Genomic DNA, 25,679 nt, shown 5'->3' on the forward strand with positions numbered 1-25,679 from the left:
ATTAAATGACTATTCATTCCGCCACATCCGCAATGACCTCAGAATTTTTGTTTAAATGTTTCATGCAAAGTGACTCGTATTCCACGCCCCTAGCGCCAAGGATTCAATCCCCTCATTCTAAGATGACATCAGAAATCCTAGAAAAGTATAGGAAAAAAGATATCCGCTCTCTAGCAAGGACTTTTAATCTAAAAGCTGAGGAATGGCTTTCTTACTTTAAAGGAGTCAGCCTTATCTTGGATCGTCCAATCCTCGAGATGGGCCTTCACTTGGTGCGACATTTTAGCCAAAATAATATCTTTCAAGCGCTTCAAATTCTTCGTTATCTATTTCTTTGCACAACGCATGCAAATGATGAGCTTTTACTTGCTTTTATCAACTTATCCAACCGAGCAGAAAATCACCCTCTTTTTAAAAATAAGGAAAATTTGGAGCTGCGTTATTCAATCTTTATTGATTTGCTCACAAACTTACCCAACCGCAAACCAACAGAAGTCGCACTCTTTCAAACTCTAGTTGCACTTGTCAAAGATCTTTCTTCTCAACAAAAATTCGATGAATGCCTACATATTTTTGGCGAAGAACAAAAAATTAAACTGCTGAAAAACAACCGAAAAGATCTTCACAGGTATAATCAAAACATTCTTTTTATAAATTGTCTCAAAAACATGACTTTGAGAGAAGCCAAAAGTCATGAGATGTCCGTTTTGCGTAAAACCCGCACAACATTGATTCCTGAAATTGTCAATCCTGCCCTCTGGACTTTTTTAGAATGGTTGCTTGAGCAATTTCCCAAAGAAGCCCTTTTTACATTGCATTATATTGCTAAAAATTATGACGGGGATAAATCTCTTTTTATTCCTTTCTTTTGCAAACTCTCTAACTCCACTCAAAATCTATTTGCAGAAAAAAAGTATACGAAATGTCGATACGAAATTAGCCTGGAGCTCTTAACAACAAATTTAAAAGAGCCTGCTAGCGAATTACTCAACCAGACAATCGACACGCTGCTTAAAGACTTAGACACTCATGCAATGGGCCAAGAATACCGGAAACTTTATTCTCAATTAAGAAATTGTGGACTTCTGTCAGATGCCCCAGTAACTTCCGCTCAAAATCACAACTCCATTTGCAGCGAAATTGAAATCTTTATTGAAAAGAAAAAATTTTCCGAAGCTATCCAATTATGGCAACAGCTTTTAGAAAGCTCCATAAGCCCGCAGGAAATCGAACTGGCGGCTAAATACTTGGAAGTATTTTTAAAAAAAGACCATTTGATTTCTTCAGTTCTAGCATCCCCTCGAACCTCTTCGTTCGCAAAAGTTTGTCACCTTAGCGCAAACCATCTTTTAGAAACCAAACTCCCTACAAAAGAACTGCAAAGTCTTTTAAAATTACTTGCAATTACACCTTTAAGAAAGTTCTTTAGGTGGAATGTTCTATATCAGAATGTTTCTCAAAATCAACAACTCGATTTCTTTCTGAATTTTTTAGAAAACACACATACTTTTGATTTTTTAAGCTTTCCGCAAATGCAACCACATTTGTTAAATATTTTCTTAGCCGCTATTCAACACAACCATTTAGATCTTGTGGAATATTTGCTCTCGCATGCACAAATTCTAATTGAACAGTATCAAATACGTTCTCGCAAAAAGTTTGAAATTGAATTAGAAAATATTCTGATGAACTTGATGCATAAACTGGATTCAAGCACATCCCCTCACAAGATCAGGGCTATTACTTCCCTCCTCGATTTTTACAAAACGTTGAGAAACTTTTCCAAAAAATCGACACAAAAAATCAAAGATAGGTCTATTCAGTTATGCATCAAATATGAAATATTTGAGCATTACGACTTATGCTTCAGACTTCTTAAAAGTTTTTTTAAACATACTCAGCCGATAGCCCCCATTCACTCCTCGCTCAGGCAACTTCTAAAAAGCTTATCTGAAGCAGACGATGCCGTATATGAAACAAAGTTAGATCCGCAAAGCATCACGACATTTGCCTATGTAGCCATAACATTTAAGCAAACCTGGAAATGTTCTCCGACTCCAGACTACATCCTTTTTGCGCATATTTTTTATCGAATATATAAACTTAAGCCAAAAGAATTGTTTGAGATCAAAATTTTAGATCTATCTTTTAGTCTATTGATAACTGCTTTCAAAGAAAGCTCAAATAAACAGCGAGCACTGGAACTCGTCAACACCAATTTAGTTAAAGATATTTTTTTATTGTGTATCGAAACAGACAGCCCTGGACTACTTTTTTCCGTTAATAAATACATCTCATTTTTAAAACTTTTTTTGCCGGAATCCGTTTACGAAGATTTACATCAAAAATTTTTTATAAAGGTTTTCCATGATACGTCTATCCCCAAAAGAGATTATCCGATATTTCTAGAAAGCTTTATCCTATATCAATCCAAGGCCTCCAAATTAAATGACATATTCGAAGGAAAAGCGATAGAATTATGGAGAACCGCCTTTTGCTACTCACTGTTAACTTTAGAGCATTTAAACGATATAAGTTACTTTAACAGGCTATGGCAACTCTTTAAAAACCAAACAATGGGAACTGAAATTGAAAAAAGTGTTTTTCGTTTAGAAATCATCAAGGATAGCCTTTTAGAAAAAAAGCACAGCAGAAAAAAAATATTTGAAAGTCAATATCTACTCATTCTCTCCCAGATGCGTGCCTATGAAACGCATCAATCTCCAGATTTAGCCAATTATCTCGCTGCTGCACTGACCAATTTCGTTTTCCTATTTCCTGTATGGGATGAACAACTTTTTACCCAATATGCAGAAAAGATCATAGACATGTTAACTACGGCAAGTACGAATGGAATCTTTGCCAAAAAAAAGCTTCATTGCAGATCCCTTTTAAGCTACTTAACCCTGCACTTCGAGCCTTATGAATACAAAAGATTATGTGATTTCGTTGTCATGCAAACAAGCGATGACTTAGATGCACAAGTAAGATGCCGACTTTTCTATTTATTATTTCACAATGACACACTTATTCAAGACAATTTGAGAGAGCTTCTAAATCGCTTTTTCCACATTTTAGATAATCTCGTGAACATTGATGAGTTTTTCGCTGTCAAGCCCATTGAATGCGTGATAATCACGCAATTTTTATGCTCGCTTGACCTTATAAACACAGATAAATTATTTAAGAATCAGGAGATTTTGCTAAAATTTGGGGATCTTTTTTTAAATAAAATTTTGCTCATTCCACCTCCTTTCAACCGCTACCGGCTAATCTGTTTTTGGACGGAATTAATGAAATTCTATGTCGATAACCACTTATATGAGAAAGATCCTATTATATTACTAGATAACATCGCACGTTTATGCATGGTTCCGAAATGTGAAACACCCCCCAATCTTACGCCTATCATTCCCATTCTCGACCTGCTAGAGCATTTCGAAAAAACGGCAAGCAAATGTCCTGCAGAAAATTTCGACACGATATTGAAAGATATAAAAACAGCCCTAATGAATGCCATTCAAAAATATGATGATGCAACAAATCCTAAAGAAAATAATCTAAGGATGAAAGCCTGTATTGTAAAACAAAATCCTATTTTAAGCCTTTTGGATCATATCGAAATTTATGAAACAAGCTCCGTCCTTTTTGAAGAGGAAGGCTCGTTATTATTTTCTCTACAACCGCATGACTAAGGAGATAATCGTCTAATCTCCCACTGATTTTGTTGCAATTGAAACGTATATTCAAAGCGATCATGGAGCCTATTTGTCCGTCCTTGCCAAAATTCGAAACGCGAGGGGATTAGACGAAAACCTCCCCAAAATGGGGGTAGAGGTATTTGCTGCCCTTCATATTGCTTGAGCAACTGCGCATAAGTCTGCTCAAGCTGCTCTCTTGATTTTAATTCGACATCTTGCCTGGATGCCCAAGCCCCTATTTGGCTTGCCCTTGGACGATTAGAAAAATAGTCCCTAGATTCTGCAGAGGGCAATAAAACCACCGACCCTTCAATGTTGACTTGTCTTTCCAACGTGTTCCAAAAAAAATTAATTGCCCCCAAAGGATTTTCCTGCAATTCGCGCGCTTTCCGACTCTCCAGATTTGTAAAAAAAACAAAACCCTGTCGATCAAAATACTTGAGAAGCACAATTCGCGATGAAGGCCGTCCCGCTAAATTGGCTGTTGATAAAGTCATGGCATTAGGCTCCGTTTTCTCTTCTTTTATAGCCTCTTGAAACCATCTATGAAATTGTTCGACTGGATTTGCTAACAAATCTTTCCGCCTCAATTCCAATTTGGCATACTCTCGACGCATGGGTTGATTTTTCTCTTCCATTAAAGATTCCTTTACAAGGATTTATTCAAGACGTTAAAAAAGTAATAACAGAATATGTATTTCACACAAAGCTTGAGGAGATCAATATGTCCAAACTCTCACTTTCACAACTTCCCATTAAAGGTAAAAAAGTGCTTGTTAGAGTGGACTTTAATGTTCCTCTTGATCGAGAACAAAAAATCACTGACGATACCAGAATTCGGGCTTCCCTCCCAACGATTCAGTACATTCTGGACAGTGGGGGTGCCGTGATTTTGATGAGTCATCTGGGCCGTCCTAAAGGCAAATCATCTGCGGAATTTTCTCTGAAACCCTGTGCAACCCGTCTTTCTGAATTGCTTAATCATCCTGTTATAATGGCTCCTGATTGCATAGGAAATGAAACACATCAACTGGCCGCCAATTTGCAACCAGGTCAAATCCTTTTGCTTGAAAACCTGCGTTTTCACTTAGGAGAAGAACACCCTGAAAAAGAACCTTCATTTACTCAACAATTGGCTTCTCTAGGAGATGTCTATGTTAATGATGCTTTCGGCACAGCTCACCGTGCACATGCCTCTACGGCAGAAATCACACGCTATTTTCCTGGAAAAGCCGCAGCCGGTTTTTTGCTTGAAAAAGAGGTGAAGTATTTAAACAGTTCACTTGTCCAACCTACTCGCCCGTTTTATGCCATCATTGGAGGGGCAAAAATCTCTACAAAGATTGGGGTTCTAGAAAGTCTGTTACAGAAAGCGGATGCCATTCTCATAGGAGGTGGCATGGCGTACACATTCTTAAAAGCACAAGGTCTTGCAATTGGAGACTCCATTCATGAAGATGAATTCCTAGACAAAGCCAAACAGTTGTTGGCTCTCTCCCAATCAGGTAGAGCAAAAATTATTTTACCGCAAGATCTGGTCATTGCAGATTCTCTTTCAAAAGATGCTGTAGTTCAAATTATCCCAACTGAACAAGGCATTCCTTCATCTTTCCAAGGAGTAGATATTGGACCTCAAACAATTCAAAACTTTACCACAATTTTACAAGATGCAGCCACGATCTTTTGGAATGGTCCGCTTGGTGTTTTTGAAATTGAACCTTTTTCTAAAGGAACGTATGCGATCGCACATGTTTTAGCAGAGTCTTCCGCAACTACCATTGTGGGTGGAGGGGATTCGATTGCCGCCCTTCAATCCGCTGGACTTGCCGAAAAAATTACCCATCTTTCTACTGGAGGGGGTGCGTCTTTAGAATATATTGAATTTGGAACTTTGCCAGGTATTGAAGCTTTGAGTGATGCAACTTCATGAAAAGCTTTAGCTAAATAGCCATTGCAAAAAATGATCTTCTGGTGTACAAATTATGACCGTAAGTATTGTACTTATGGAATTTATGAAAATTATGTGCCCCATATATATACAGTCATATCATTCTTATCCGTTAGCCTTATCATTTAAGATTTCTTTTCTTTTTTTGCAGGCATTTATCCTTAATTGGGTCGTTTGCAAGCAATTTTGCGTTTCGTCTTTTTCTAAAAAATTTCCAATTTTTAACCGAAGGGTCATTTGTGGAAAATTCCGCTTACGGAAATCCTGTATTTAGTAAATGGCGGGCAATGCTTTGGCCCGTTCACCGCGATGAGTTACTCAAACTCATTCCTCTGTTAATTATTTTCTTTTTTATTTCCTTCGATTATAATGTCCTCAGGACGATGAAAGATACTTTAGTTGTCACAGCTAAATCATCAGGCGCTGAAGTCATCCCCTTTATTAAGCTGTGGGTCCTTCTACCTGGCGCTCTTTTGATGACTTTTTTATTTACTCGGCTATCCAATCGTTGGTCACAAGAAAAAGTTTTCTATGTGATGGTTTCTACGTTTCTAATTTTCTTTTTCTTATTCACCTTCTTTCTCTATCCGAACCGTGAATTTTTACACCCACATCAAACTGCCGATGCTTTAGAAAAGATTTTACCTCATGGATTAAAAGGGCTCGTTGCCATGTTCCGCAACTGGACATTGACACTGTTTTATGTCATGTCAGAGCTTTGGAGCAATATCATTTTATCTATGCTCTTTTGGGGTTTTGCTAATCAAGTCACTCGCATCAATGAAGCCAAACGCTTTTATGGCATTTTTGGTATAGGAGCTAACTTATCCGGAATTTTTGCTGGACAAGCATCTGTTTTTCTTTGCCAAACAGTCTATAATCCAAATTTGCCATTTGGACAAGATGCATGGGAACAAACACTTATTTTGCTGGTTTCGCTTGTGATCGTAGTTGGAATTGTCGCCATGCTCTTATTCCGCTGGCTCCACAAAAAAGTACTTTCTCTCCCACGTTTTTATGATAATGAAACAGTTGAACAGGAAAAAGAGGCAAAAGGAAAGCTTTCTATCCGAGAAACTTTCGGCTTTCTTCTCCGTTCTCGTTACATGCTTTGTATCGCAATCATTACCATTACTTATAACCTCGTCATTAACCTGGTTGAAGTAGTGTGGAAGCACCAATTGCGAGAACTTTATCCTGATCCGATTCAATTTAACCTTTATATGAATCAGGTCTCCACCATCATTGGGATCGTCGCAACAACCACAGCGATCTTTATCTCAGGCAACATGATTCGTAAATTTGGCTGGACCTTTACAGCACTGTTAACTCCGATCATTCTGCTTGTCACCAGCATTGGCTTCTTCTCGTTCTTCTTCTTTAGGGATTCCCTTTCACACATTGTTAATATCACACTAGGAACGACACCGCTTGCTGTCGTGGTATTCTTTGGATCTGCCCAAAATATCTTATGCCGTGGTGCTAAATACACTGTATTTGACGCAACCAAAGAAATGGCTTTTGTTCCTTTGGATGTGAAAAGCAAACTAAAAGGCAAAGCTGCTATTGATGGAGTCTGTTCCCGTTTAGGAAAGTCTGGTGGATCCTTGATTCACCAGAGCTTATTGGTCACTTTTTCAACGATTATGGCAAGTGCTCCATATGTTGCTGGATTTTTATTAGTGATTATTGCAATCTGGATGTACGCTACGCGTTATTTAGGAGCGCAGTTTAATGAATTAACTTCGTCAGGCTCAAAATCGATTCTTCATGAAAAGAAACCGATTAAACCTCGGTTAATTGAAGAGGCTGTTTAAGCTCCAGATGACAATAAATAATAAAAAAACGACTTTTTTGAATTTAGTCTTAAAAGTCGTTTTTTATTTTTTAATTAAATTGATTCATAAAAATCAATTTAAACTTTTAATTGCATTTTATCCTTTTTTTTAGTAAACTAGATGGTAAATAAAGGAGTTCTATGACTCAGCCTTTACTTTCTGAATTCGGTCCTCTTCGATCAATAATTTGGCCAATTCATACACATGAATTAAAAAGAATCGTCCCCCTTCTGTTGATGCTATTGCTCATCTGCTTCAACTACACGGTTCTTCGCAACATGAAAGATGCTGTCGTTGTCACAGCTTCTGGTGCCGAAGTGATTCCATTCATTAAAGTCTGGGTCATGCTTCCAATGGCAGTCCTTCTCACCTATCTATTCACTAAACTCGCAGATCGGTATAGCCAAGAACAAGTTTTTTATATTGTCATGGCAACCTTTCTCCTTTTTTATGCTCTCTTTGCTTTTGTTATCTATCCTCAGCGTGAAGCTCTTCACCTTCATCAAACCGCTGACCTTGTTGAACAATATCTTCCCACAGGTTTTCGCGGACTCATCTCCATGTTCCGCTACTGGTCATTCACCGTGTTTTACGTGATTTCCGAAATGTGGAGCAATATTGTCATGACAGTCCTCTTCTGGGGATTTGTTAATGAGATCACAAAGATTAATGAAGCCAGCCGTTTTTACGGGGTCTTAAGTGCCGGAGCTAACATATCGGCGATTATCGCAGGACAAGCCGCTATCTATATCTCAAAAGCTGACGGTTTTAGCTTACCGTTTGGTAACGATCCTTGGGAACAAAGCATGATGACACTTGTCTTAGCTGTGATTATCTCAGGTATGGGTGCCATGATCATCTTTAGATGGATGAATAAAAACGTCCTGAATGATAAAAATTACACAGCGCTACACTCCTCTTCAAAGCCACTTAAAAAGAAAAAGAAGCTCTCTTTGCGAGAAAGCTTTGGATATCTCTCTAAATCCAAATATCTTCTCTACATCGCAGTGATTGTGGTGGCTTACAACCTCGTGATTAACCTGATCGAAGTTGTCTGGAAAGACCAAGTGAAGCAGTTGTATCCGTCCCCTGCCGACTTTAACGTGTACATGAATAACTTAGCTTCAGTAATTGGAGTTGTTTCCACCTTTATGTCCTTCTTCATGGCACATATCATCAATCGAATGGGATGGACTAAAACAGCGTTGATCACACCAATCGTGATGTGTGTGACATGTGGTGGGTTCTTTACCTTCCTATTCTTCCAAGACCACTTGGGAGGCATGGCACTCGCACTGACAGGATTTGCTCCTCTGACAATCTCCGTCTTCTTCGGATTCGCCCAAAACTGCTTAAGCAAAGCAGCTAAATACTCCGTGTTTGACGCGACGAAAGAGATGGCCTTTATCCCGTTAGATCACGATCTCAAGTTAAAAGGAAAAGCTGCAATCGATGGAGTTGGTTCTCGCTTAGGCAAATCTGGAGGATCTCTGATTCACCAAGGATTGCTCATGATCTTCGGAACATTTACAGGTAGTGCACCATTTGTCGCAGGAATCTTGATGGGAGTTATCGCCATCTGGATTACAGCTACGCGAGCTTTAGGAAAACAATTTGGAAGCCTCACTCACACGGAAGAAGAGGAAGAAAAATTGCAACCAGCTATTAAAGCCAAAGATCAACCAGCCGTTGCATAACACGACACAAGGAGAAGAAATCTCTCGAGATTATCTTCTCCTTCCAATTTCGATATTCTAAAAATTTCCTTTAAGGTCAGATTTAAACCAAACAACATGAACTATGCCACTTTGAGCAATGCTTCTCCGATCATTCCTCGAGGAAATTGGACAAAAAATTGAAAAGCAATCAAGCATGCGAAAAAGCTTCTGAGAATTGGTTACCCCCCCCCTGAAAGATATTTCTTGGCAATCTTAGAGAAGGAAGTCATTTGGAAAGCAAAAGAATTCCAAAATCCCTTCCATCCAGTTTTTTATCCCATCTCTCTATAATTACATTTCCATATTTTGCTTAGAATCCTACAAATTATTTCAGATTGCACTAAAAAAATAAAATAAACATAATTTGCAAAAAAAATAATTCATTCTTTTCATGCATGGACAAATCCATTGTTTTCAAAACAAATTAAAAGGGCATCGTATGCTAATTCGAATAATTATTTCTGCTGTATTTTTTTATTCTTTATGGGGTTATGGCTTTGCAGATCGTTACATTATACCTACGACATATGATTCTCAAGATGAAGTTTTGATTCAAGGTGCTTTGGCAACGATTTCAAATAAAAAAAATAGCCTTTTGATGTATCAAACATGCGAAAAAATTGTCTGTAACAAAGCAAATTTTTATTTCTCTTTTTCCAATCTTACAGATCACCCAATTCATTTATACTTTTCAAATTTAAAAGTTACAGATCAGCTTGGAAGACCAATAAAAGTCATGCATAAAAAAGAGCTCATAGATAATAAAAAAAGTGAGAAAAATTGGAAAATATTTGCATCAGCTATATATGCGGGCATTCAAACAGCTAATGCGGAAAATGCAGGCAGAATCGATTATGTATCAAAAACTAAGAAGCATTCCAAGACTCATTTCGATGTCTGTGATTCTAGAAAAAGGATTCATGGCACGGTAAAAGAATCTAATAAATCCGTTACGAAAGGAACAATCCACTGTGAAGCTTTGCGACAACAAGCGTTAAGACGGGTGGACGAAGATTCTGAAAAACGTGATAGCTTGATTCAAGATAACTACAAGGCCTGGGAATATGGCTTAAACCATTTTTATTTTGATTCAACAACAGTCTTTCCAGATACTATCTATGCATCGAATTTCCAAATCGAAGTGCCTAAACAGATAGAAAAAGAACTTGAATATCTAATTTTCACATTTGAAACCGAAGGCGAAAACCATTCTTTTTGTTTTTATTGCGGTGATGCAGTAAAAAAATGCTACCACTTTGAAAGCTAAACATATGGAGAACAAAACTCGAAGGCCTTGTTCTCCTGCTAACAACCCTTGCTATTCTTTTGTAAATCGTCCCATTTTTGGCTGAACTAGAGAAAGTAAGTCCTTTCCTTGCATAATGATCGATTCTGTCGTCAAACCACAATTGAATGCCACACGCTCAGCTTCTTTCAATTTTTCATCGTAGAACGTATCCACATTTAACAAATTGCCAAAAGGTGGTACGCCACCAATGATCAGACCAAATCGTTCTTTAATCACAACCGGATCTTCGAACTCACATTTTTCCCCGACTAATTCCGCAACAGCTTTCATATCTAGCTTCAAGTGAGAAGGAATGTTGAGTTGATAATTCTTTTTTGAGCTTTTCCCTTTTACAATAATCGATTTGACTCCCTCTTCAAGCTTAGTTCCTCTGACTCGGGCAGAATCTTCAGAAGTTGGCGTTACTTCATGCTGAACATGCTGGAACGCTAGGTCTGCTTGCTTAATAAGACGAATAATTTCATTGCGAATGCTTTCTTCTCCAAAAAAGATTCTAGCCTTAATCCGGTTTCCAGCAATCCGTTTGGGATCGGAGGGAAAGAGTGAGCATTCGCGGATATTTTTCAGGCGCAAAATTGTCATTGTGATTCTTTCCAATCCCATGCCAAAACCACCATGAGGAGGCATTCCATATTTGAAAATACTGAGGTAATCCTCAAAATTTGCTGGGTCCATCTCTTTTTCAAGAATCCCTTCCACCATAGATTCGTAAGTATGTCGACGTTGGCCACCTGAGGTAATTTCTGTGCCTGCACAAAGCAAATCAAAGGTGTTCGTTAACTCTGGCTGATCTTCCTTTGGATAAGAATAGAAAGGACGCTTACTTCTTTTCCAGTCTGTTACAAAGATGAGATCTGTCCCAAATTTTTCTTGTGCATATAAGCACAGCTCGCGCTCCGCAGCTGGACTTAAATCGGGCTCTTGCCGCTCATCAATACCAGTGCGCTGAAAGAAGATTTCTTGCGCCTCAGCAAAAGTCACTCGAGGAAATGCGACATCTGCCGGAGCTTTGATAAGTTCTTTCCCCAAAACCTCGATCTCTTTTGTACAATGCTTTTCAAGGTGAGACATAATGGCTTTGATGCAACCTTCTTGCACATCCATCACTTCATGCCAATTTTCAAAAAAACCCATTTCGAATTCAAACTGCTTTCCCTCGGCCAAATGACGAGTGGTTTGAGAATTTTCAGCACGGAAAAATGGCATTAAGGCAAACACACGCTCATTAACACCCACCATAATTTGTTTGTATAGCTGGCTACTTTGTGCCAAAGTTGCGGTATAACCAAAATAATCGACATTGAAAAATTCAGCCCCTCCCTCGGAAGAAGCCCCAATGATATTCGGGGCAAAATACTCCACAGCTCCCACCACATCATGCATGAAAAGACGGAAAGCATGTGTAATTTCTGCTTGAATTTTAAATATAGCTTGAATTTGACGATTGCGCAAAGCAATGGGTCTGTGATCGAGAATGTAATCCAAATCGGATTGAATCGTCGGCTTATAGTAATCAACAGGAGGAACATCGGTCACAGGAACTTCGATATCAATTTTTGGATCCACAATTTCAACGCCTAGCTCAGCTTGCGGAGCATCGGCAACTTTTCCTACAATTTTTAAAATGGAACCGGGCTGCAGCGCATTTACTTTTTTCCAGACTTCTTTATCCTGAATCACAATTTGAGCAAAACCTGAGCGATCGCGCAAAATCAAAAAATTTAATTTTCCAAAAGGCCGAGTGTTATTTAACCATCCTCTTAAAATGACTTCTTGGTCCACAAAATGAGGCAACTCAGCCGCTAAAACTCTTTTCATAACATCCCCTTGATTGATGACATCGGAAGAAAAGTATAAAAGAGAAAAGGATATTTAGCTAGTCGTGCTTTAATACACAAATTCCCGATTGAAAAAGAGGGGATCCTAGTGCTATAACTGCGATTTGTATCTTAAAAATTCTTAAATATCCACGCGCTAGAGAGAAACCTATGCAAGTCCAAGACTGGGGAGAAGAAGGTATTATTCATTACCTCTCCCATTGCTTTTCTGCAAAAAATGGCATTGTAGGCATTGGAGATGATTGCGCCGTCATCCCTGCGGAAAATGAAGAAGCTTGGCTTGTGACCACAGATGCCCTGATTGAAGGGGTACACTTTTTAAAAGATCAAATTGCTCCCATCGATTTAGGTTATAAAACCATCGCGGTTAATGTGAGTGATGTTGCCGCTATGGGTGGTACACCAAAATTCGCCTTTTTAACGCTAGCCCTCCCCTCTACTGTCCATTGTGAATGGACTCGCCTGGTTCTTCAAGGGATAAAAGAAGCCTGTGAAAAATGGCATATTCAACTGCTAGGAGGCGATACCGTAGGTTCCAGGAGAGACATTTTTATCAACCTAACATTAATAGGCTCTGCACCCCAAAAACATATTAGATATCGTAATCAAGCTCAGCTAGGTGACCGCATTTGTGTGAGCGGAAATTTGGGAAATTCAGGAGGCGGTCTTCAAGCCCTTAAAGAAAAAATACAGACCACACCAGAAGTTAAAATCCTTCTAGAGGCACATTTTCGCCCGACTCCTCATATTCAGCAAGGTAGATGGCTAGCATCACAGCCTGGAGTGCATGCAATGATGGATGTCTCGGATGGATTGGATCTTGATTTAAAACGGTTAATTAAAAGCTCTCATAAAGGAGCCCATGTTGATATCTCAAAAATCCCCTTATCAGAAGAACTTTTAAAAATGGCTCAAACAAAAGGATGGAATCCCCTCCAATTAGCTTTAACAGGTGGTGAGGATTACTGCTTGCTTATCACTATCGATCAAAAAAAACAGGGTGTGATCCAAGATTTTTTTAAAAAATTTGGAGCACCTCTGTATGAAATCGGACAAATCACCGATCAAGTGAACGAATTGACTTATTACGATCATGGAGAAAAAAAAGAGATCGATTTTCCTCCGTTTGATCATTTCCATAAATCAAGTTGAATAAAGACCCATAATTCTATATCGTCTACCGCTTTAAAAAGACAGGATGTCCTTTATGAAGTTTACAGATCACCTTTGGCAACAAATTTCGCCCATCTATCAAAAGATTTTATCTAACCCTTTTTGCGTGGAGCTTGCTTCAGGGCAGTTAAGTCAGGAACGTTTCCACTTTTATATTCAGCAAGACGCCCATTACCTGATGCACTACTCGCGTGCTTTGGCTCTCATTGCTGGTCGTTCACATACGCCACAAATGATCGATATATTTTTGAATTTTGCACTGGATTCTATTGCAGCCAAACGCCGCTTATATAACACTTTTTTACCAGAAGGTTATTGCGACAGTTCCCCTAACCTTTCTACTGCCTGCATTGTCTACCCCAGATATCTCATTGCAACCGCCACAACCGCTTCTCTAGAAGAAGCAATTGCATCTGTAGTGCCATGCTTTTGGCTTTATCGAGAAGTAGGCCATCATGTGGGAAGTCAAATGGGCGACGATAATCCCTATCTGCTTTGGAAAAGTACCTATTCCAGCCAAAAGTATTCGGATGATACCGATAAGCTGATTGCTATTTTGGACGAAATCGCGGATAAAAGCTCAAATTCTACGTTAGCTCGTATTGAAGATACCTTTAAAGATTGTTCTCAATTTGAATGGCAATTTTGGAATGACGCTTACTATATGCATTACTTCCAGAAAAATTCTGTAAATAATGCCATATGCGCAGCCTAAAGCTTTCTAATGTCGTTGTTTAAAACATCTCTTGAAAAATTTGATCACATCATTTACCAATAGATTTTACTTTAAACAATTTACTTAATCATGCCGCTAGAAAAACGTCCTTCCCCACGCAGCATTTTTGGTCTGAGTTGGATGATTTTCTTTTTATCCGATGTGCGCCCAGGCATTGGTCCTTTTTTATCAATTTTCTTAAAATCATATCTGAAATGGAGCTCAGATTGGGTTGGACTTGCTCTCGGAACGATGGATTTAACAGCAGCCCTTAGCCAAATCCCTTGTGGCTTACTTGTTGACGCATTAAAAATAAAGCGAGCCTTTTTATTTTGCTCTTGCTTAGCCATTTCTTTGGGCTGCCTGATTATTTTATACATCCCACAGTTTTCTACGGTTATTTTTGCCCAGGCATTGATCGGTCTAGCAGCGGCTATTATTCCACCCGCCATTGCTGCAATCACTTTAGGGCTTGTGGGAAGAAAGCAGTTACCTAAGAGAATCAGCTTAAACGAAACCTGGGGACATGCGGGCAACGTCGCTACAGCAGGCATCGTGGCTTTAGCTGGATACCTACTAGGGAGCACCTGGATTTTATATTTTGTCATCTTCTTTGCCTGTGCGAGTGTCTTTTGCCTATCTTTCATCAATCCAAAAGAAATCGATCACTCCGCTGCTCGGGAATTAGCTATAGATTCTGATGGGAGACAAGAAAAGCCAATTCAAATTTATAAATTTTTGAAAGAAAGTTATTTGCTAATCTTTTGCTTCTCGGTATTTCTTTTCCATTTTGCAAATGCTGCTCAATTACCCCTTATTGGGCAGCTCCTCTCGTTAAAAAACGCAGCAATGAGCTCTTTGTTTATGGGAGGTTGCATTATTTTAGCACAAGTTGTCATGGTTGTAGTTGCGTATAGCTTAGGATTTGCAATGAATCATATCGGCCGAAAACCTATTTTTTTGCTCGGATTGGCCATATTACCACTACGAGCCACCCTGTATACGCTAACACTTAATCCTATCGCACTTCTAGCTATCCAGCTGCTGGATGGAATTGGGGCAGGAATCTTTGGAGTCATTGGAGTGATTACGATATCTGATATCGCTAAAGGAACAGGTCGTTTTAATTTTTCCTTAAGCTTAATGGCTTTATCGCAAGGAATCGGAGCCTCTTTAAGTAATGTAATGGCTGGCTATGTCGTGAGTCAGCTGGGCTTTAATAGTGGTTTTTTGATGCTTGCTTGTATCGGATTATTCGGCTTGTTTTTCTTTGGAATCTTTATGCCAGAAACAAAAAATTAAATATGGAAATTGCAGCATTTACGATTTTTTTTCTCGTTTATTTGGGAATGATATTAGGATTTTGGCCAGGTTTAGCGCTCGATCGCACAGGGATTGCGCTCCTTGGAGCTATCGCCTTTATCGAATTGCAAGGAATTTCAATTACAGAAGCTTCAAATTATGTTGATCTTCCTGCCCTGTCGATGCTTTTTAGCTTTATGATTATTTCTGCTCAATTTTATTACAGCGGCTTTTACACATCCCTCATTCATCGGATGGAGAAATGCTTACTCAGTCCGCCTCTTTTTCTACTGCTCGTCATCCTGATTTCCGCTATTTTATCTGCCGTTTTAATTAATGATATCGTTTGCTTGGCTCTTTCTCCGTTAATTATTAAAGTCTGTTTTCGTAAACAACTAAATCCTATTCCGTTTTTAATCGGCTTGGCCTGTTCTTCAAATATTGGGTCTGCATTCACGCTGATTGGCAATCCTCAAAACGTTTTGATCGGGCAAGTCCTGAATATTCCTTTTGTCCAATATTTACAGTTTGCTTTTATTCCTTGCCTTCTGAGCTTGGCTGTAACTTGGTGGATTATCAAACTAAGCGTGCAGGGAAATTGGTTTCAAAAAGGCCCTGAAGTCATTTCTGACTCGATTTCCTATGATTTTTGGCAAAGTTGCAAAGGGATTTTTGTATTAATCCTTCTTCTCATCGCCTTCTTTTTTACATCGCTGCCTCGCGATCAGATTTCACTCGCTGCAGCTGGCTTTCTTCTGCTAAGCCGTCGAATGGCCTCTCAAACTATGTTAAATTTTATTGATTGGCAACTGTTAGTCTTATTTATTGGACTTTTTATTGTAAATAGAAGCTTTTTGAATATGCATGAAAAAGATTTTTTCCCTCATCTATTTGAACAACTTCACTTAGATCTCGCTTCACCTATTCCATTGATCACACTCTCTGCGATTTTATCGAATGTAATCTCTAACGTTCCCGCTGTGATGCTGATTCTCCCTTTTGTGCATACACCTTTGAATGGAACTTTATTGGCATTGTCTAGCACACTCGCTGGAAATCTGTGCTTGGTTGGCAGTATTGCCAACCTCATCGTGATCTCTCAAGCACAAGTCTATGGAATAAAAATTGATTGGAAAAAACACATGCGGGTAGGACTGCCTATCACACTCGCTTCTTTTATCATTTTGCTAGGCTGGATGTCTTGGATGCTGTAAAGTCCGGAAAATCCAATTAGGACTCAAAGGATTCTTATCGAACTTGATAGCAAACGTTACAATTTAATCGCAAAGACAGCTAAATAAATGGCTAAATCAAACAACGGGGGATTATACAACCTTCGTGCCGATCTCGTCTGTAAACTTGGAAACTGTTTCTTATTTAAAGAAATCACATTAAAGAGCCTTTTGCGAAGAATCCGCTTTTTTCAGTAATTCCTGAAACAGTGCATCATTGCGCAATACGTCAAATTCCTTTTTCTCCAAAACTCTTCTCGGGAAAGGCAAACCGTCTTGAATCGCGCAGTTAAGCCAGCCAATGGCGGGACGCACTTCTCCTAATAGAGAATGACATAGAGCATTAATTAAAGCGCTTTCAAATCCAGGTTCATTTTGGTACAGTTGATTGCCTAGATTGATAGCGTGGCGCAATACACCCTCACGATAAGCCAGCTGTTGCAAAAGGAGTGTTCCATCGGTACTTAACTCTCCCTTCACTTCTTTTAAACAGTCATATGCTTCTTTGAATTTGCCTTGTTGACTCAAAATTGCAGCGAGATGTTCTGTTGCTGTAGTATGCAAAATTCCATTTTGAGAAAGTTTTCGGATTTCCTTAAATTCATGAATCGCCTCGTCAAATTTACCTAAAGCAGCATCTTGCTCAGCTTTTCTAAATAACGATTGAATTTTTTCATCTTGATCTTGCGGAGTCAGAGGTAAGCTATTTTTCCAGCTGCGATAATTTTCAAAGGTAAGCATCAGAAATAAAGCCCCAGCAAAAACCTGACGAAACATGAAAAAAACAAAGCTGCATAGAGCCGAAAATAGCATGCTCAAAAATAAAGCAATTTTGATTCCTCGTATTCCAAAAATACCTTCCATCACAATAGATAGCAGACGCCCCCCATCCAGAGGATAAACGGGCAACAAATTCACAATTGTCCAAAAGAAATTAGCCATTGCCGTGATTTTTAAAGCATAAATCCCCACATTATCCGGAGATCCTTTAAAAAAGCGGAGTAAAAAACTGGCAATTATAAAGAGCATAAATCCTGCGATAGGACCATTCATAACAATGATAAACTCTTTCCACAAATTTAATTTTGTCCCAGATCTTTGCGTCACACCACCTAAAGCCACAAGCTCAATACGCGCGCGTTGTCCGAAAGCAACGGCTGTCAAAGCATGCCCATACTCATGAATCAACACAGACAGAAACACAATCACGGTCCAAACTAAAGTCCCCCCAACTGTTCCGCTACTCAACCAACCAATTAGCGCTGCAAGCAGCCAAAAGACGGGGTGAATATGCACAGATATTTTGCTGAAAGGAGAAAAAAGATTCATGATGACCTTAACGCTTTGTGAATTGTACTGCCCATTTCAGCTGGAGAAGTTGTCACATGCACTCCTGCTTTCTTGAGTGCCTCTATTTTACCTTGTGCCGTCCCTTTTCCTCCAGAAACAATTGCTCCGGCATGCCCCATTCTTCGTCCTGGTGGGGCCATTGTCCCTGCAATAAATGCCGCGACGGGTTTAGTACAATGCTCTTTGATCCACTCCGCAGCCTGTTCCTCGGCTTCTCCACCGATTTCCCCAATGAGTAGAATAGCGTTTGTTTCGGAATCTTTTTCAAATAGCTCCAAAATATCGATAAAATTCGTGCCATTTAAGGGATCTCCCCCAATCCCTACGCAACTAGATTGTCCGAGACCAAGTTGAGTCGTTTGCCACACAGCTTCATACGTTAAAGTTCCCGATCTGGAAACGATTCCAATATTCCCTTTTCGGTGAATATATCCTGGCATAATCCCAATCTTACATTCTTCAGGTGTAATAATTCCTGGACAATTGGGACCGATTAAGCGACTGGTTTTACTGGTTCGCATAACCGAGCTAACTTCCAGCATATCTCGGATAGGGATTCCTTCTGTAATGCAAATGATAAGAGGAATACCAGCATCCTCTGCCTCCAAAATTGCATCTGCAGCAAAGGGAGGGGGAACAAAAATCATGGAAGCATCACATTGTGTCACTTTTTTTGCTTCGTAAACCGTTTCAAAAACAGGTAATCCAAGGGTTTCTTGGCCACCCTTTCCTGGCGTTACGCCACCCACAAAATGGCTACCATATTGCAGGCACTGTTCTGTATGAAAATTACCGGCTTTGCCTGTAATACCCTGTGTAATCACTTTGGTCTTTCGATTAACTAAAATTGACATTGAGAATATCTCCCTTACTTTTTTACAGCCGCAACAACTTTTTCAGCAGCTTCTGCCAGACTATCTGCAATTACAATGTTGACTCCCGAATCTTGGAGCATTTTTTTGCCTTTTTCAACATTCGTCCCTTCCATTCGAATGATTAGAGGAACGGTGACGTTCAGTTCTCCAGCAGCCGAAATAATCCCCGCAGCTAGGGTCACACAATTCATAATTCCACCAAAGATATTGACTAGGATCGCCTTGACTTTGGGATCGGCTAAAATAATCTTAAATCCTTCCGCCACTTTTTCTTGTGTGGCCCCTCCTCCTACATCGAGAAAATTAGCAGGTGCGCCTCCATAATGGTGAATAATATCCATCGTTGCCATAGCTAAGCCGGCTCCATTGACCATGCATCCGATTTCTCCGTCTAGAGCCACATAGGCAAGATCGTACTCTTTCGCCGCTGCTTCATTAGCAGGAATTTGTGAGGGATCATAATAAGAAGCGATTTCTGGCTGACGATAGAGCGCATTTTCATCGACACTGAGCTTGGCATCTAAGGCAATGAGTTCATCGTGCGCATTCAATACGAGGGGATTAATTTCTAGTAAGGAAGCGTCCGTTTCGATAAAAGCTTTCGCGATGTTTTTTGCCAACCTCATCCCTTGCTTGGCAATGTCCCCCTTCCATCCCATAAATTGAGAGATTTTTAATTGCTGAAATGGCTTTAAATCGCCATTAAAACTGATGGGGACGGTCATTATCTTGTCAGGAAATTTCTCGGCCACTTCCTCGATGTCCATGCCGCCCTCAGGAGAAGCAATTAAAACCGCCTGCGCTTTTTTTCGGTCAATAATAGCTCCCAAATAATATTCTTTTTTCACATCAACTAATGGAGAAATGATAATTTGATGTGCAACAACACCTTCAGGACCTGTCTGGTTATTTACAAGTTTCATCCCCAGCAAAGTCTTGGCAGTTTCTCTGATCTCTTCTCGACTTCTGGCAATTTTTACGCCTCCCGCCTTGCCTCTTCCCCCTGCATGAACCTGTATTTTTAGGACAGCTTCATCTAATTTTAACTGATCCAAAACGTGAGGAAGTTGCTCTAGTTTAGAAATAACAGCATAGTCTGAAATCGGCACGCCGTATTTTTTTAGAATGTTTTTCGCTTGAAATTCATGAATATTCATACGTTCTTCCCCTTTCCGTTTTTTTCGTTATGTGCTAGATTCTCATTTCTTAGCAATAGTTAACCACATTTGTAAACAATAGGGAAAGATGGCTTTTAATTTTTTAAAAAATTCATTTGAGAAAATGAAAAATGCGTTAACACACGCAGGCTCTCTTCTAGGCAATAAAATCCGCGCTCTTTTTCAAGGTCCCATTGATGATGAAACATGGGGAAAACTTGAGCAACTCCTATATGAGGCGGATTTAGGTGTTCAAACGGCCATCGAGTTAACCGAAAAGGTTAAAAAACTTTCTCAACAAAATTCTTCTCTAAAAGGAGATGAGTTATTAAGTTCTGTCCGCACAGAAATTTTACAGGTCTTAAATCAACATGCCTCCCCTTTAAGGGAAATATCCTCCAGCAATGAACCGCTTGTGATTTTAATTGTCGGAGTCAATGGCAACGGGAAAACCACCTCTACGGCTAAACTAGCTAAATTTTTTCAAAGCCAAGGAAAAAAAGTGCTCGTTGCCGCAGCCGATACCTTTCGCGCTGCCGCTGTTGAACAACTAGATGTATGGGCTCAAAAGCTGGGGATTGATATTGTGAAAGGCGCTCCTAAAAGCGATCCCGCCGCTGTCGTTTTTGATGCCCTTAGTGCAGCAAAAGCTCGCCAGGCTGAAGTCGTGATTGTTGACACAGCAGGCCGCTTGCAAACCAAAATTGATTTAATGCAAGAATTAGAAAAAATTAAGCGTTCCTGCAAAAAATTCAATCCTGAAAGCCCGCAAGAAACACTCCTTGTCCTCGATGCCACAACTGGACAAAATGGGATTGATCAGGCCAAAGTGTTTAATCGTTACACCCCGATTACAGGTCTCATCCTCACGAAACTAGATGGCACATCCAAAGGGGGAATCGTTGTAAATATTCACAAACAACTCGGAATTCCTGTTAAATTAATCGGAATTGGGGAAGGAATAGATGATTTAGAACTATTTGATCCCGAAAAGTTCACAAATGCTCTTTTTTCTTAAAAGGCTTATATAAAGCATGTTACTAATTAATTAATCAATTGTTTGACACTTTATTAATTAATTCTATAAAATGTAATTATAAAAGCTGATAGTAATACTATTAGCATCCTTAACATAAGGAGTTATTGTTTTTATTCTTCTCCTATAGAGAAGGTATAAAAATCAGAAGCTTAGCTTTAGTATTTTATGAATGAGGCGGCTTCTTACTCTTTACCTCAATTTATACTCAAAACCTTTCTAATTTCTTCATACATTAAATACTAGAGCTAAGCTTAGTTGATTGAGAAATCGATTGTTTCTCAATGATTCTTTTCATTTATAAAAAAAGGATCGTATTATGAAAACAATAAAGCATTTATTATTATTAGCTGTTTTAGTTGTTATGCCCTTTGGATTTAGTCAACTTCAAGCTGCACACGGCGGCGGTGGTGGCGGCCATGGCGGTGGCGGTCACGGCGGTGGTGGTGGACACTGGGGCGGAGGTGGAGGCCACGGAGGATGGGGTGGCGGCGGTCACCATGGAGATTGGGGTGGAGGACATCACGGAGGCTGGGATCGCGACTGGGGAGGACGCAACTACTCTTGGTGGGGTGGAGGATATGGTGGATATCCTTACTACTACTACAACAATTACTATCCCTCTGATTCCTATTATGATTCTTCTTATTACTATCCCTATTATTATGATGATAGTAGTGGACTTTATGATTACTCTTATTAATTCTTGCAGAAGAGGGATTTTAATTCTCTCTTTGCATAAGAGTTAAAGGATATAATAAAAATTTGACAAATTAATCTTCTAATTATATAATAAAATTATAGAGATAGAACGATTGATTGAGGTTTTGGCCTATAGAAATTACTGCAAACGCATTGTTGGTTTAGCCAACTCCCGTCACCCACCAGAGGGTATGGGCCTTTTTGAGTGCTATACTCGAAAAGGGAGGTAATCCTCAAAAGCATATTTAAGGCTTTTACCCAACCTTAAGTGACAGTTTACCAAAAACTGATGACGGAGCGTTTGCAGCTTTTTTATAAGATCGCAATGAAACATGAAACGCCTTGGTGCCAAAGGAGGCGGATATGAAAAAGTATTTATCTTGCTTATTTTTCTTCTTTTTATTTGGCATGTATATGTTTAACGCCACAGAAGCTTTAGCTCGGGATGGCGACGGACATGGTCATAATAATCGAAACTTTGGTTATCATCGCCATGGGCGTGGATATGAAAATAAAGGCTATTACCGTGGGTACCATTCCCCTTATTTTCATTACCCTTATTCTTCCTCCTATAACGTTTATCCTTATTATCCTTCTTCAGCTTATTACTATACTTATCCCTACAGTTATACTTATCCTTCTATTTATTATTCTTATCCCTATAACCCTTCTCCTTACTATTACGACATTTATACAGTTCCTTCTTACTATTGAATATGAAAGAGGCTTAAATGAAGAAAATTTGCTTTTGGTCGGTAGGTGACGGTGAATATGCAATTATGTTACAAAATCTTGTTCACTCCTTTCGAGAAGTGGGAATGGAAGAGGATTTTATTGCCTTTAGCGATCGGCCGATTCAAGGAGCAACCCAAACGATAATTACGCCTTCCTTCGATAAAAAGTTTTACTTATTTAAATTCTCTTTTCTCAAATGGTTTATCAACCAAAACTATGATTATGTTGTCTTTCTAGATTCAGATAATTTTTTCGTACGACATACACCTAACCTTCTCGAATTGATGAATGACACGCCCATCCACACATTTTTTGAATGCGACCTCTCCTATCCGGCCGAACGCAAAACCTGGTGGGAATGTCCATTAGAAAAATATGTGAGCATGATGCACGATTGTGGAATCACAAGTGAGAAGGTTTATAATATTAACGGTGGATTTTTTATTATTAAAAGAGAAGCCATTCAACTGGTATGTGAGCTAGCACAAGATTTTTGGACATATGCTGCGGAACAAGGTTTTTTACTTACCGATGAACCCCCATTGGCTTACGCCGCTCAAATGCTATGCGGGGATATTGAAAAACATCTACTTAAAAACCATTTCGACATTTGGGCCACTGATTGGACTGCTCAATATAAAGATAGGCTTCCAGATGGACATGAGTGGATCTTTAAAGATTATATGCGTTATAACACGTTTGTAATCAACCCTGCCATTGTGCACGCCTTAAAAAGTAAAAAAGCCTTAATCTCGGAAGGCTCAAAATATTTGAAAAGATCTAATGGTCTAATGATAAAAAAATAATTGCCGCTATTTCATTTTTTAAATTAACCTCCCCACTAATGAAATTTGCCTAATTAAATTGATTTTAATATAAAATAAGCGTATAATTAGCTTTTCTTCCTTCATAAAAGGAGATAGCATGTCCGATTTTAATTATGCTCTTGATGAGAGCCGCTACACCTGGCAAAATGCTTTACTTTGGGGTAATTTTACCGGACATTGTAAAAAAGCGACTCAAGGAAATTGGAGAAATAGAATTGTGCATACGCTCATAGCTGGAGCTGAATTTCTCCCAATTATAAGCCAAATTGCCTCCACCTTTGAGAAACTGATTGTAAATCCTAAACCACAAAATCTCTCTGATTCACAGCGTATTCCCCCACAACAAGATCCCAGATTATTGGCAAAAGCTTCTTCTGCCTCCAAACGTTTGCAACGATCCTTTGAAAATGAAACACCTGAAAAATGGCAAAAACGATTTAATGAATTTCTTCTTAATCCTCAGGATTTTACGGGAATCGAGGGAGGAGAAAACTATTTGATCGGAACCCCATTTTCTGAATGCCACTGTTTTTCCCGCAATCACCGACAAGAAATCGAGAAAATCATTGTAGACGGTATCGACAAAAGGATAGAAAATAAGAGTGGCACCCTTCGCCTAGCTAGCTTTGGAGCAGGAGGATTGCTGCAGGATTTAATTATCCTCGGTAAGTTGATTCTAAAGGGGTTCAAAAATATTACGATTGATTTTGTTGATCTCCTCCCACCTAATCAAGAAAGAGCCAAAAAGCTCGAAGAAATGCTCAATAAGCTTCCTGGAGTAACAATCAACACATGTTGCATTTCTAGGATTGAACCCGAAAAAATGTACGATATTATCCATAGTATCGACTTTACCGACATCAATATTAGCAACGGTTCTGGATGGCAAGCGATTTTTAATGCTAAGCAGTCTTTGTTAGAAAACGGACAATTTTATTTATTTGGCGCCGGCAAATTCATACAACTCATTCTTAATGAAGATAATCATTTCACAGATCTACGCAACGATGTTGAAGCTTCCGTAGAAGGACTTTGCTCCAATACCCAATTTTTAAGTCTCCATCATGTGCCTAAAATCCATATTGTTGTGACAAGAGCTAACTGTTCTGCGAATTTTGATCTCCCGCACATTGCCAAAATACTTCAACTTTTGGCTAAAGAATTCGATAAGCCCATTCATGTAAGCTTGTACGGCAATGAAGACATAAGAGTACCTGATAGTGCTTATCGTTTAACGGGCTCAGCAAACGAAAAAGTTTTGCAAACTCTTTCTGGAATAGATCAGCTAAGTGTCCAATACTATAAGGAAGATTTTAGTGAAGCACAACACCAGACAGCCCCGCAGATCTTCATTAAAAACCCCTTCGCCGAAAGCTTAACTGTAGAATTTACATCTTAGTGTAAACCTTTAATCTAAAAAGAAATCTTCTTTTAAGGGATTACCAGGAGAAACGGCATAATGACTAAAGTCCGTTACCCCCTTATCGCGCAATATATCCTCATCAATAAAAAAATGGCCGGTGCATTCCCGACTGTCTTTCAACAAAATTTCATACGCTGCATCTGCAACGATAGAAGGTAAGCGACAATGCTTAGTCGTACTTTCAATCGCTTGGGGGTCTTTTAAAATCGCCATAAGCGCAGCCGTGGCAATGACTGTTTTGGGCCATAAAGCATTGCTGCAATTCCGTCTTCGACAAATTCCGCGGCCATCCCTAATACGTACAAGCTCATCCCATATTTTGACATAGTATAAGCTAAATAGTCCTTAAACCATTTAGGGTTCATTTCCCATTTACGCATTGTTTAGACATCATTCCTAAAAAATTTTTATACGTGTGCATCTATAAAAAAATAGCTGCTAGTTTAATTGGCTTACAAGGACAAACTTCATCATCGAATAAGTAAATTTAGGAAAAATTATAAAAAAAACATTGACACGTATTTTCAATTTTAATATAAACACTCTGTTTTATTCATTTTTATTTTGAAGAGGGTGACATGAGATCTTTTCTAAATCTACTAGCCAGCCTAATTTTGCTCCTTAACCTCTTGATGGCAGAAGAAGATCTCACGCCTGAACCCTCAAACGAAGAGGTTAAAATTCCCCGCTCAACGACGGATGACAGTGATGGCCGCATTTCTTTTGCCAACCTTTTAGGCCTGCCGAGTGGAATCGTTGCGGGGATGGTGAATGTGGTCACAGGCGATTTTGTGCAACAC

The 25,679-nt window shown here is 39.2% G+C and carries 22 protein-coding genes; 15 read left to right on the top strand and 7 right to left on the bottom strand.

Annotated elements, in window-relative coordinates:
- The first annotated feature begins 5 nt into the window (after window positions 1–5).
- Entirely contained in the window at window positions 6–3,695 is a 3,690-nt protein-coding gene (locus AB7E63_RS04125) for a hypothetical protein (protein ID WP_232503215.1), read from the top strand.
- On the opposite strand, the gene pdxH is transcribed toward AB7E63_RS04125, so the two are convergent.
- The gene (gene pdxH, locus AB7E63_RS04130) at window positions 3,692–4,339 is read right to left on the bottom strand and encodes a pyridoxamine 5'-phosphate oxidase (RefSeq protein WP_013925578.1); all 648 of its coding nucleotides are present in this window, start codon (window positions 4,337–4,339) and stop codon (window positions 3,692–3,694) included. The two genes, AB7E63_RS04125 and pdxH, sit on opposite strands and share 4 nt — an antisense overlap.
- 86 nt (window positions 4,340–4,425) lie before the next feature.
- On the opposite strand from pdxH, the gene AB7E63_RS04135 reads away from it, so the two are divergent.
- The 4 genes from AB7E63_RS04135 to AB7E63_RS04150 all read left to right on the top strand — a co-directional run bounded on the left by AB7E63_RS04135 (window position 4,426) and on the right by AB7E63_RS04150 (window position 10,472).
- Window positions 4,426–5,631 carry a phosphoglycerate kinase gene (locus AB7E63_RS04135; RefSeq protein ID WP_013925579.1) on the top strand — a complete coding sequence of 402 codons (1,206 nt, stop codon included), beginning with the start codon at window positions 4,426–4,428 and terminating at the stop codon, window positions 5,629–5,631.
- Between the two features lie 257 nt (window positions 5,632–5,888).
- A complete protein-coding gene (locus AB7E63_RS04140) occupies window positions 5,889–7,466 on the top strand; it encodes an Npt1/Npt2 family nucleotide transporter (RefSeq protein WP_006341707.1) in 1,578 nt (525 codons plus the stop codon).
- Between the two features lie 161 nt (window positions 7,467–7,627).
- Complete coding sequence (locus AB7E63_RS04145) at window positions 7,628–9,184, top strand: Npt1/Npt2 family nucleotide transporter (RefSeq protein ID WP_006341708.1); 1,557 nt, start codon at window positions 7,628–7,630, stop codon at window positions 9,182–9,184.
- A gap of 460 nt (window positions 9,185–9,644) precedes the next feature.
- Window positions 9,645–10,472, top strand: coding sequence for a hypothetical protein (locus AB7E63_RS04150; protein ID WP_226987481.1), 828 nt, complete (start codon window positions 9,645–9,647; stop codon window positions 10,470–10,472).
- Window positions 10,473–10,523: 51 nt separating this feature from the next.
- Here AB7E63_RS04150 and aspS read toward each other — a convergent pair whose 3' ends face one another.
- On the bottom strand, window positions 10,524–12,332 hold the full coding sequence (gene aspS / locus AB7E63_RS04155; RefSeq protein ID WP_428418792.1) for an aspartate--tRNA(Asn) ligase: 1,809 nt from the start codon (window positions 12,330–12,332) through the stop codon (window positions 10,524–10,526).
- Window positions 12,333–12,502: 170 nt separating this feature from the next.
- On the opposite strand from aspS, the gene thiL reads away from it, so the two are divergent.
- The 4 genes from thiL to AB7E63_RS04175 all read left to right on the top strand — a co-directional run bounded on the left by thiL (window position 12,503) and on the right by AB7E63_RS04175 (window position 16,756).
- The gene (thiL, locus tag AB7E63_RS04160) at window positions 12,503–13,504 is read left to right on the top strand and encodes a thiamine-phosphate kinase (RefSeq protein ID WP_013925583.1); all 1,002 of its coding nucleotides are present in this window, start codon (window positions 12,503–12,505) and stop codon (window positions 13,502–13,504) included.
- A gap of 55 nt (window positions 13,505–13,559) precedes the next feature.
- A complete protein-coding gene (locus tag AB7E63_RS04165; RefSeq protein WP_013925584.1) occupies window positions 13,560–14,240 on the top strand; it encodes a TenA family protein in 681 nt (226 codons plus the stop codon).
- A 90-nt stretch (window positions 14,241–14,330) separates the two neighbouring features.
- Complete coding sequence (locus AB7E63_RS04170) at window positions 14,331–15,542, top strand: MFS transporter (protein ID WP_006341714.1); 1,212 nt, start codon at window positions 14,331–14,333, stop codon at window positions 15,540–15,542.
- A 2-nt stretch (window positions 15,543–15,544) separates the two neighbouring features.
- On the top strand, window positions 15,545–16,756 hold the full coding sequence (locus AB7E63_RS04175) for an SLC13 family permease (RefSeq protein WP_428418795.1): 1,212 nt from the start codon (window positions 15,545–15,547) through the stop codon (window positions 16,754–16,756).
- Between the two features lie 177 nt (window positions 16,757–16,933).
- On the opposite strand, the gene AB7E63_RS04180 is transcribed toward AB7E63_RS04175, so the two are convergent.
- Genes AB7E63_RS04180 through sucC form a run of 3 tightly spaced genes read right to left on the bottom strand, consistent with a single transcriptional unit; the run spans window position 16,934 to window position 20,156 of the window.
- On the bottom strand, window positions 16,934–18,103 hold the full coding sequence (locus AB7E63_RS04180) for a site-2 protease family protein (RefSeq protein ID WP_428418797.1): 1,170 nt from the start codon (window positions 18,101–18,103) through the stop codon (window positions 16,934–16,936).
- On the bottom strand, window positions 18,100–18,978 hold the full coding sequence (gene sucD, locus AB7E63_RS04185; protein WP_013925587.1) for a succinate--CoA ligase subunit alpha: 879 nt from the start codon (window positions 18,976–18,978) through the stop codon (window positions 18,100–18,102). The genes AB7E63_RS04180 and sucD overlap by 4 nt, the downstream gene beginning before the upstream one ends.
- A 14-nt stretch (window positions 18,979–18,992) precedes the next feature.
- A complete protein-coding gene (gene sucC / locus AB7E63_RS04190; protein WP_006341718.1) occupies window positions 18,993–20,156 on the bottom strand; it encodes an ADP-forming succinate--CoA ligase subunit beta in 1,164 nt (387 codons plus the stop codon).
- Window positions 20,157–20,244: 88 nt separating this feature from the next.
- Here sucC and ftsY point away from each other — a divergent pair, with 88 nt between their 5' ends.
- The 5 genes from ftsY (at window position 20,245) to AB7E63_RS04215 (ending at window position 24,855) form a co-directional block, all read left to right on the top strand.
- Window positions 20,245–21,174 (top strand): signal recognition particle-docking protein FtsY, encoded by a 930-nt coding sequence (gene ftsY / locus AB7E63_RS04195; RefSeq protein WP_013925588.1) that lies wholly within the window; start codon window positions 20,245–20,247, stop codon window positions 21,172–21,174.
- Window positions 21,175–21,511: 337 nt separating this feature from the next.
- The gene (locus AB7E63_RS04200; protein WP_013925589.1) at window positions 21,512–21,895 is read left to right on the top strand and encodes a hypothetical protein; all 384 of its coding nucleotides are present in this window, start codon (window positions 21,512–21,514) and stop codon (window positions 21,893–21,895) included.
- A gap of 362 nt (window positions 21,896–22,257) precedes the next feature.
- Window positions 22,258–22,608, top strand: coding sequence for a hypothetical protein (locus AB7E63_RS04205; RefSeq protein ID WP_006341721.1), 351 nt, complete (start codon window positions 22,258–22,260; stop codon window positions 22,606–22,608).
- Between the two features lie 17 nt (window positions 22,609–22,625).
- Entirely contained in the window at window positions 22,626–23,435 is an 810-nt protein-coding gene (locus AB7E63_RS04210) for a hypothetical protein (RefSeq protein WP_013925590.1), read from the top strand.
- A gap of 118 nt (window positions 23,436–23,553) precedes the next feature.
- Entirely contained in the window at window positions 23,554–24,855 is a 1,302-nt protein-coding gene (locus tag AB7E63_RS04215) for a hypothetical protein (RefSeq protein ID WP_013925591.1), read from the top strand.
- A 9-nt stretch (window positions 24,856–24,864) separates the two neighbouring features.
- On the opposite strand, the gene AB7E63_RS04220 is transcribed toward AB7E63_RS04215, so the two are convergent.
- A complete protein-coding gene (locus AB7E63_RS04220) occupies window positions 24,865–25,092 on the bottom strand; it encodes a hypothetical protein (protein WP_013925592.1) in 228 nt (75 codons plus the stop codon).
- Window positions 25,080–25,259: a hypothetical protein gene (locus AB7E63_RS04225; RefSeq protein ID WP_013925593.1), complete on the bottom strand. Its 180-nt coding sequence runs from the start codon at window positions 25,257–25,259 to the stop codon at window positions 25,080–25,082. Before AB7E63_RS04225 ends, AB7E63_RS04220 begins: the two co-directional genes overlap by 13 nt.
- Before the next feature lie 198 nt (window positions 25,260–25,457).
- On the opposite strand from AB7E63_RS04225, the gene AB7E63_RS04230 reads away from it, so the two are divergent.
- Window positions 25,458–25,679 (top strand): hypothetical protein (locus tag AB7E63_RS04230; RefSeq protein WP_428418801.1); only part of this gene is annotated, 222 nt, incomplete at its 3' end.

It is taken from the genome of Parachlamydia sp., assembly GCF_050255895.1.
GTDB classification, from domain to species: domain Bacteria; phylum Chlamydiota; class Chlamydiia; order Chlamydiales; family Parachlamydiaceae; genus Parachlamydia; species Parachlamydia acanthamoebae.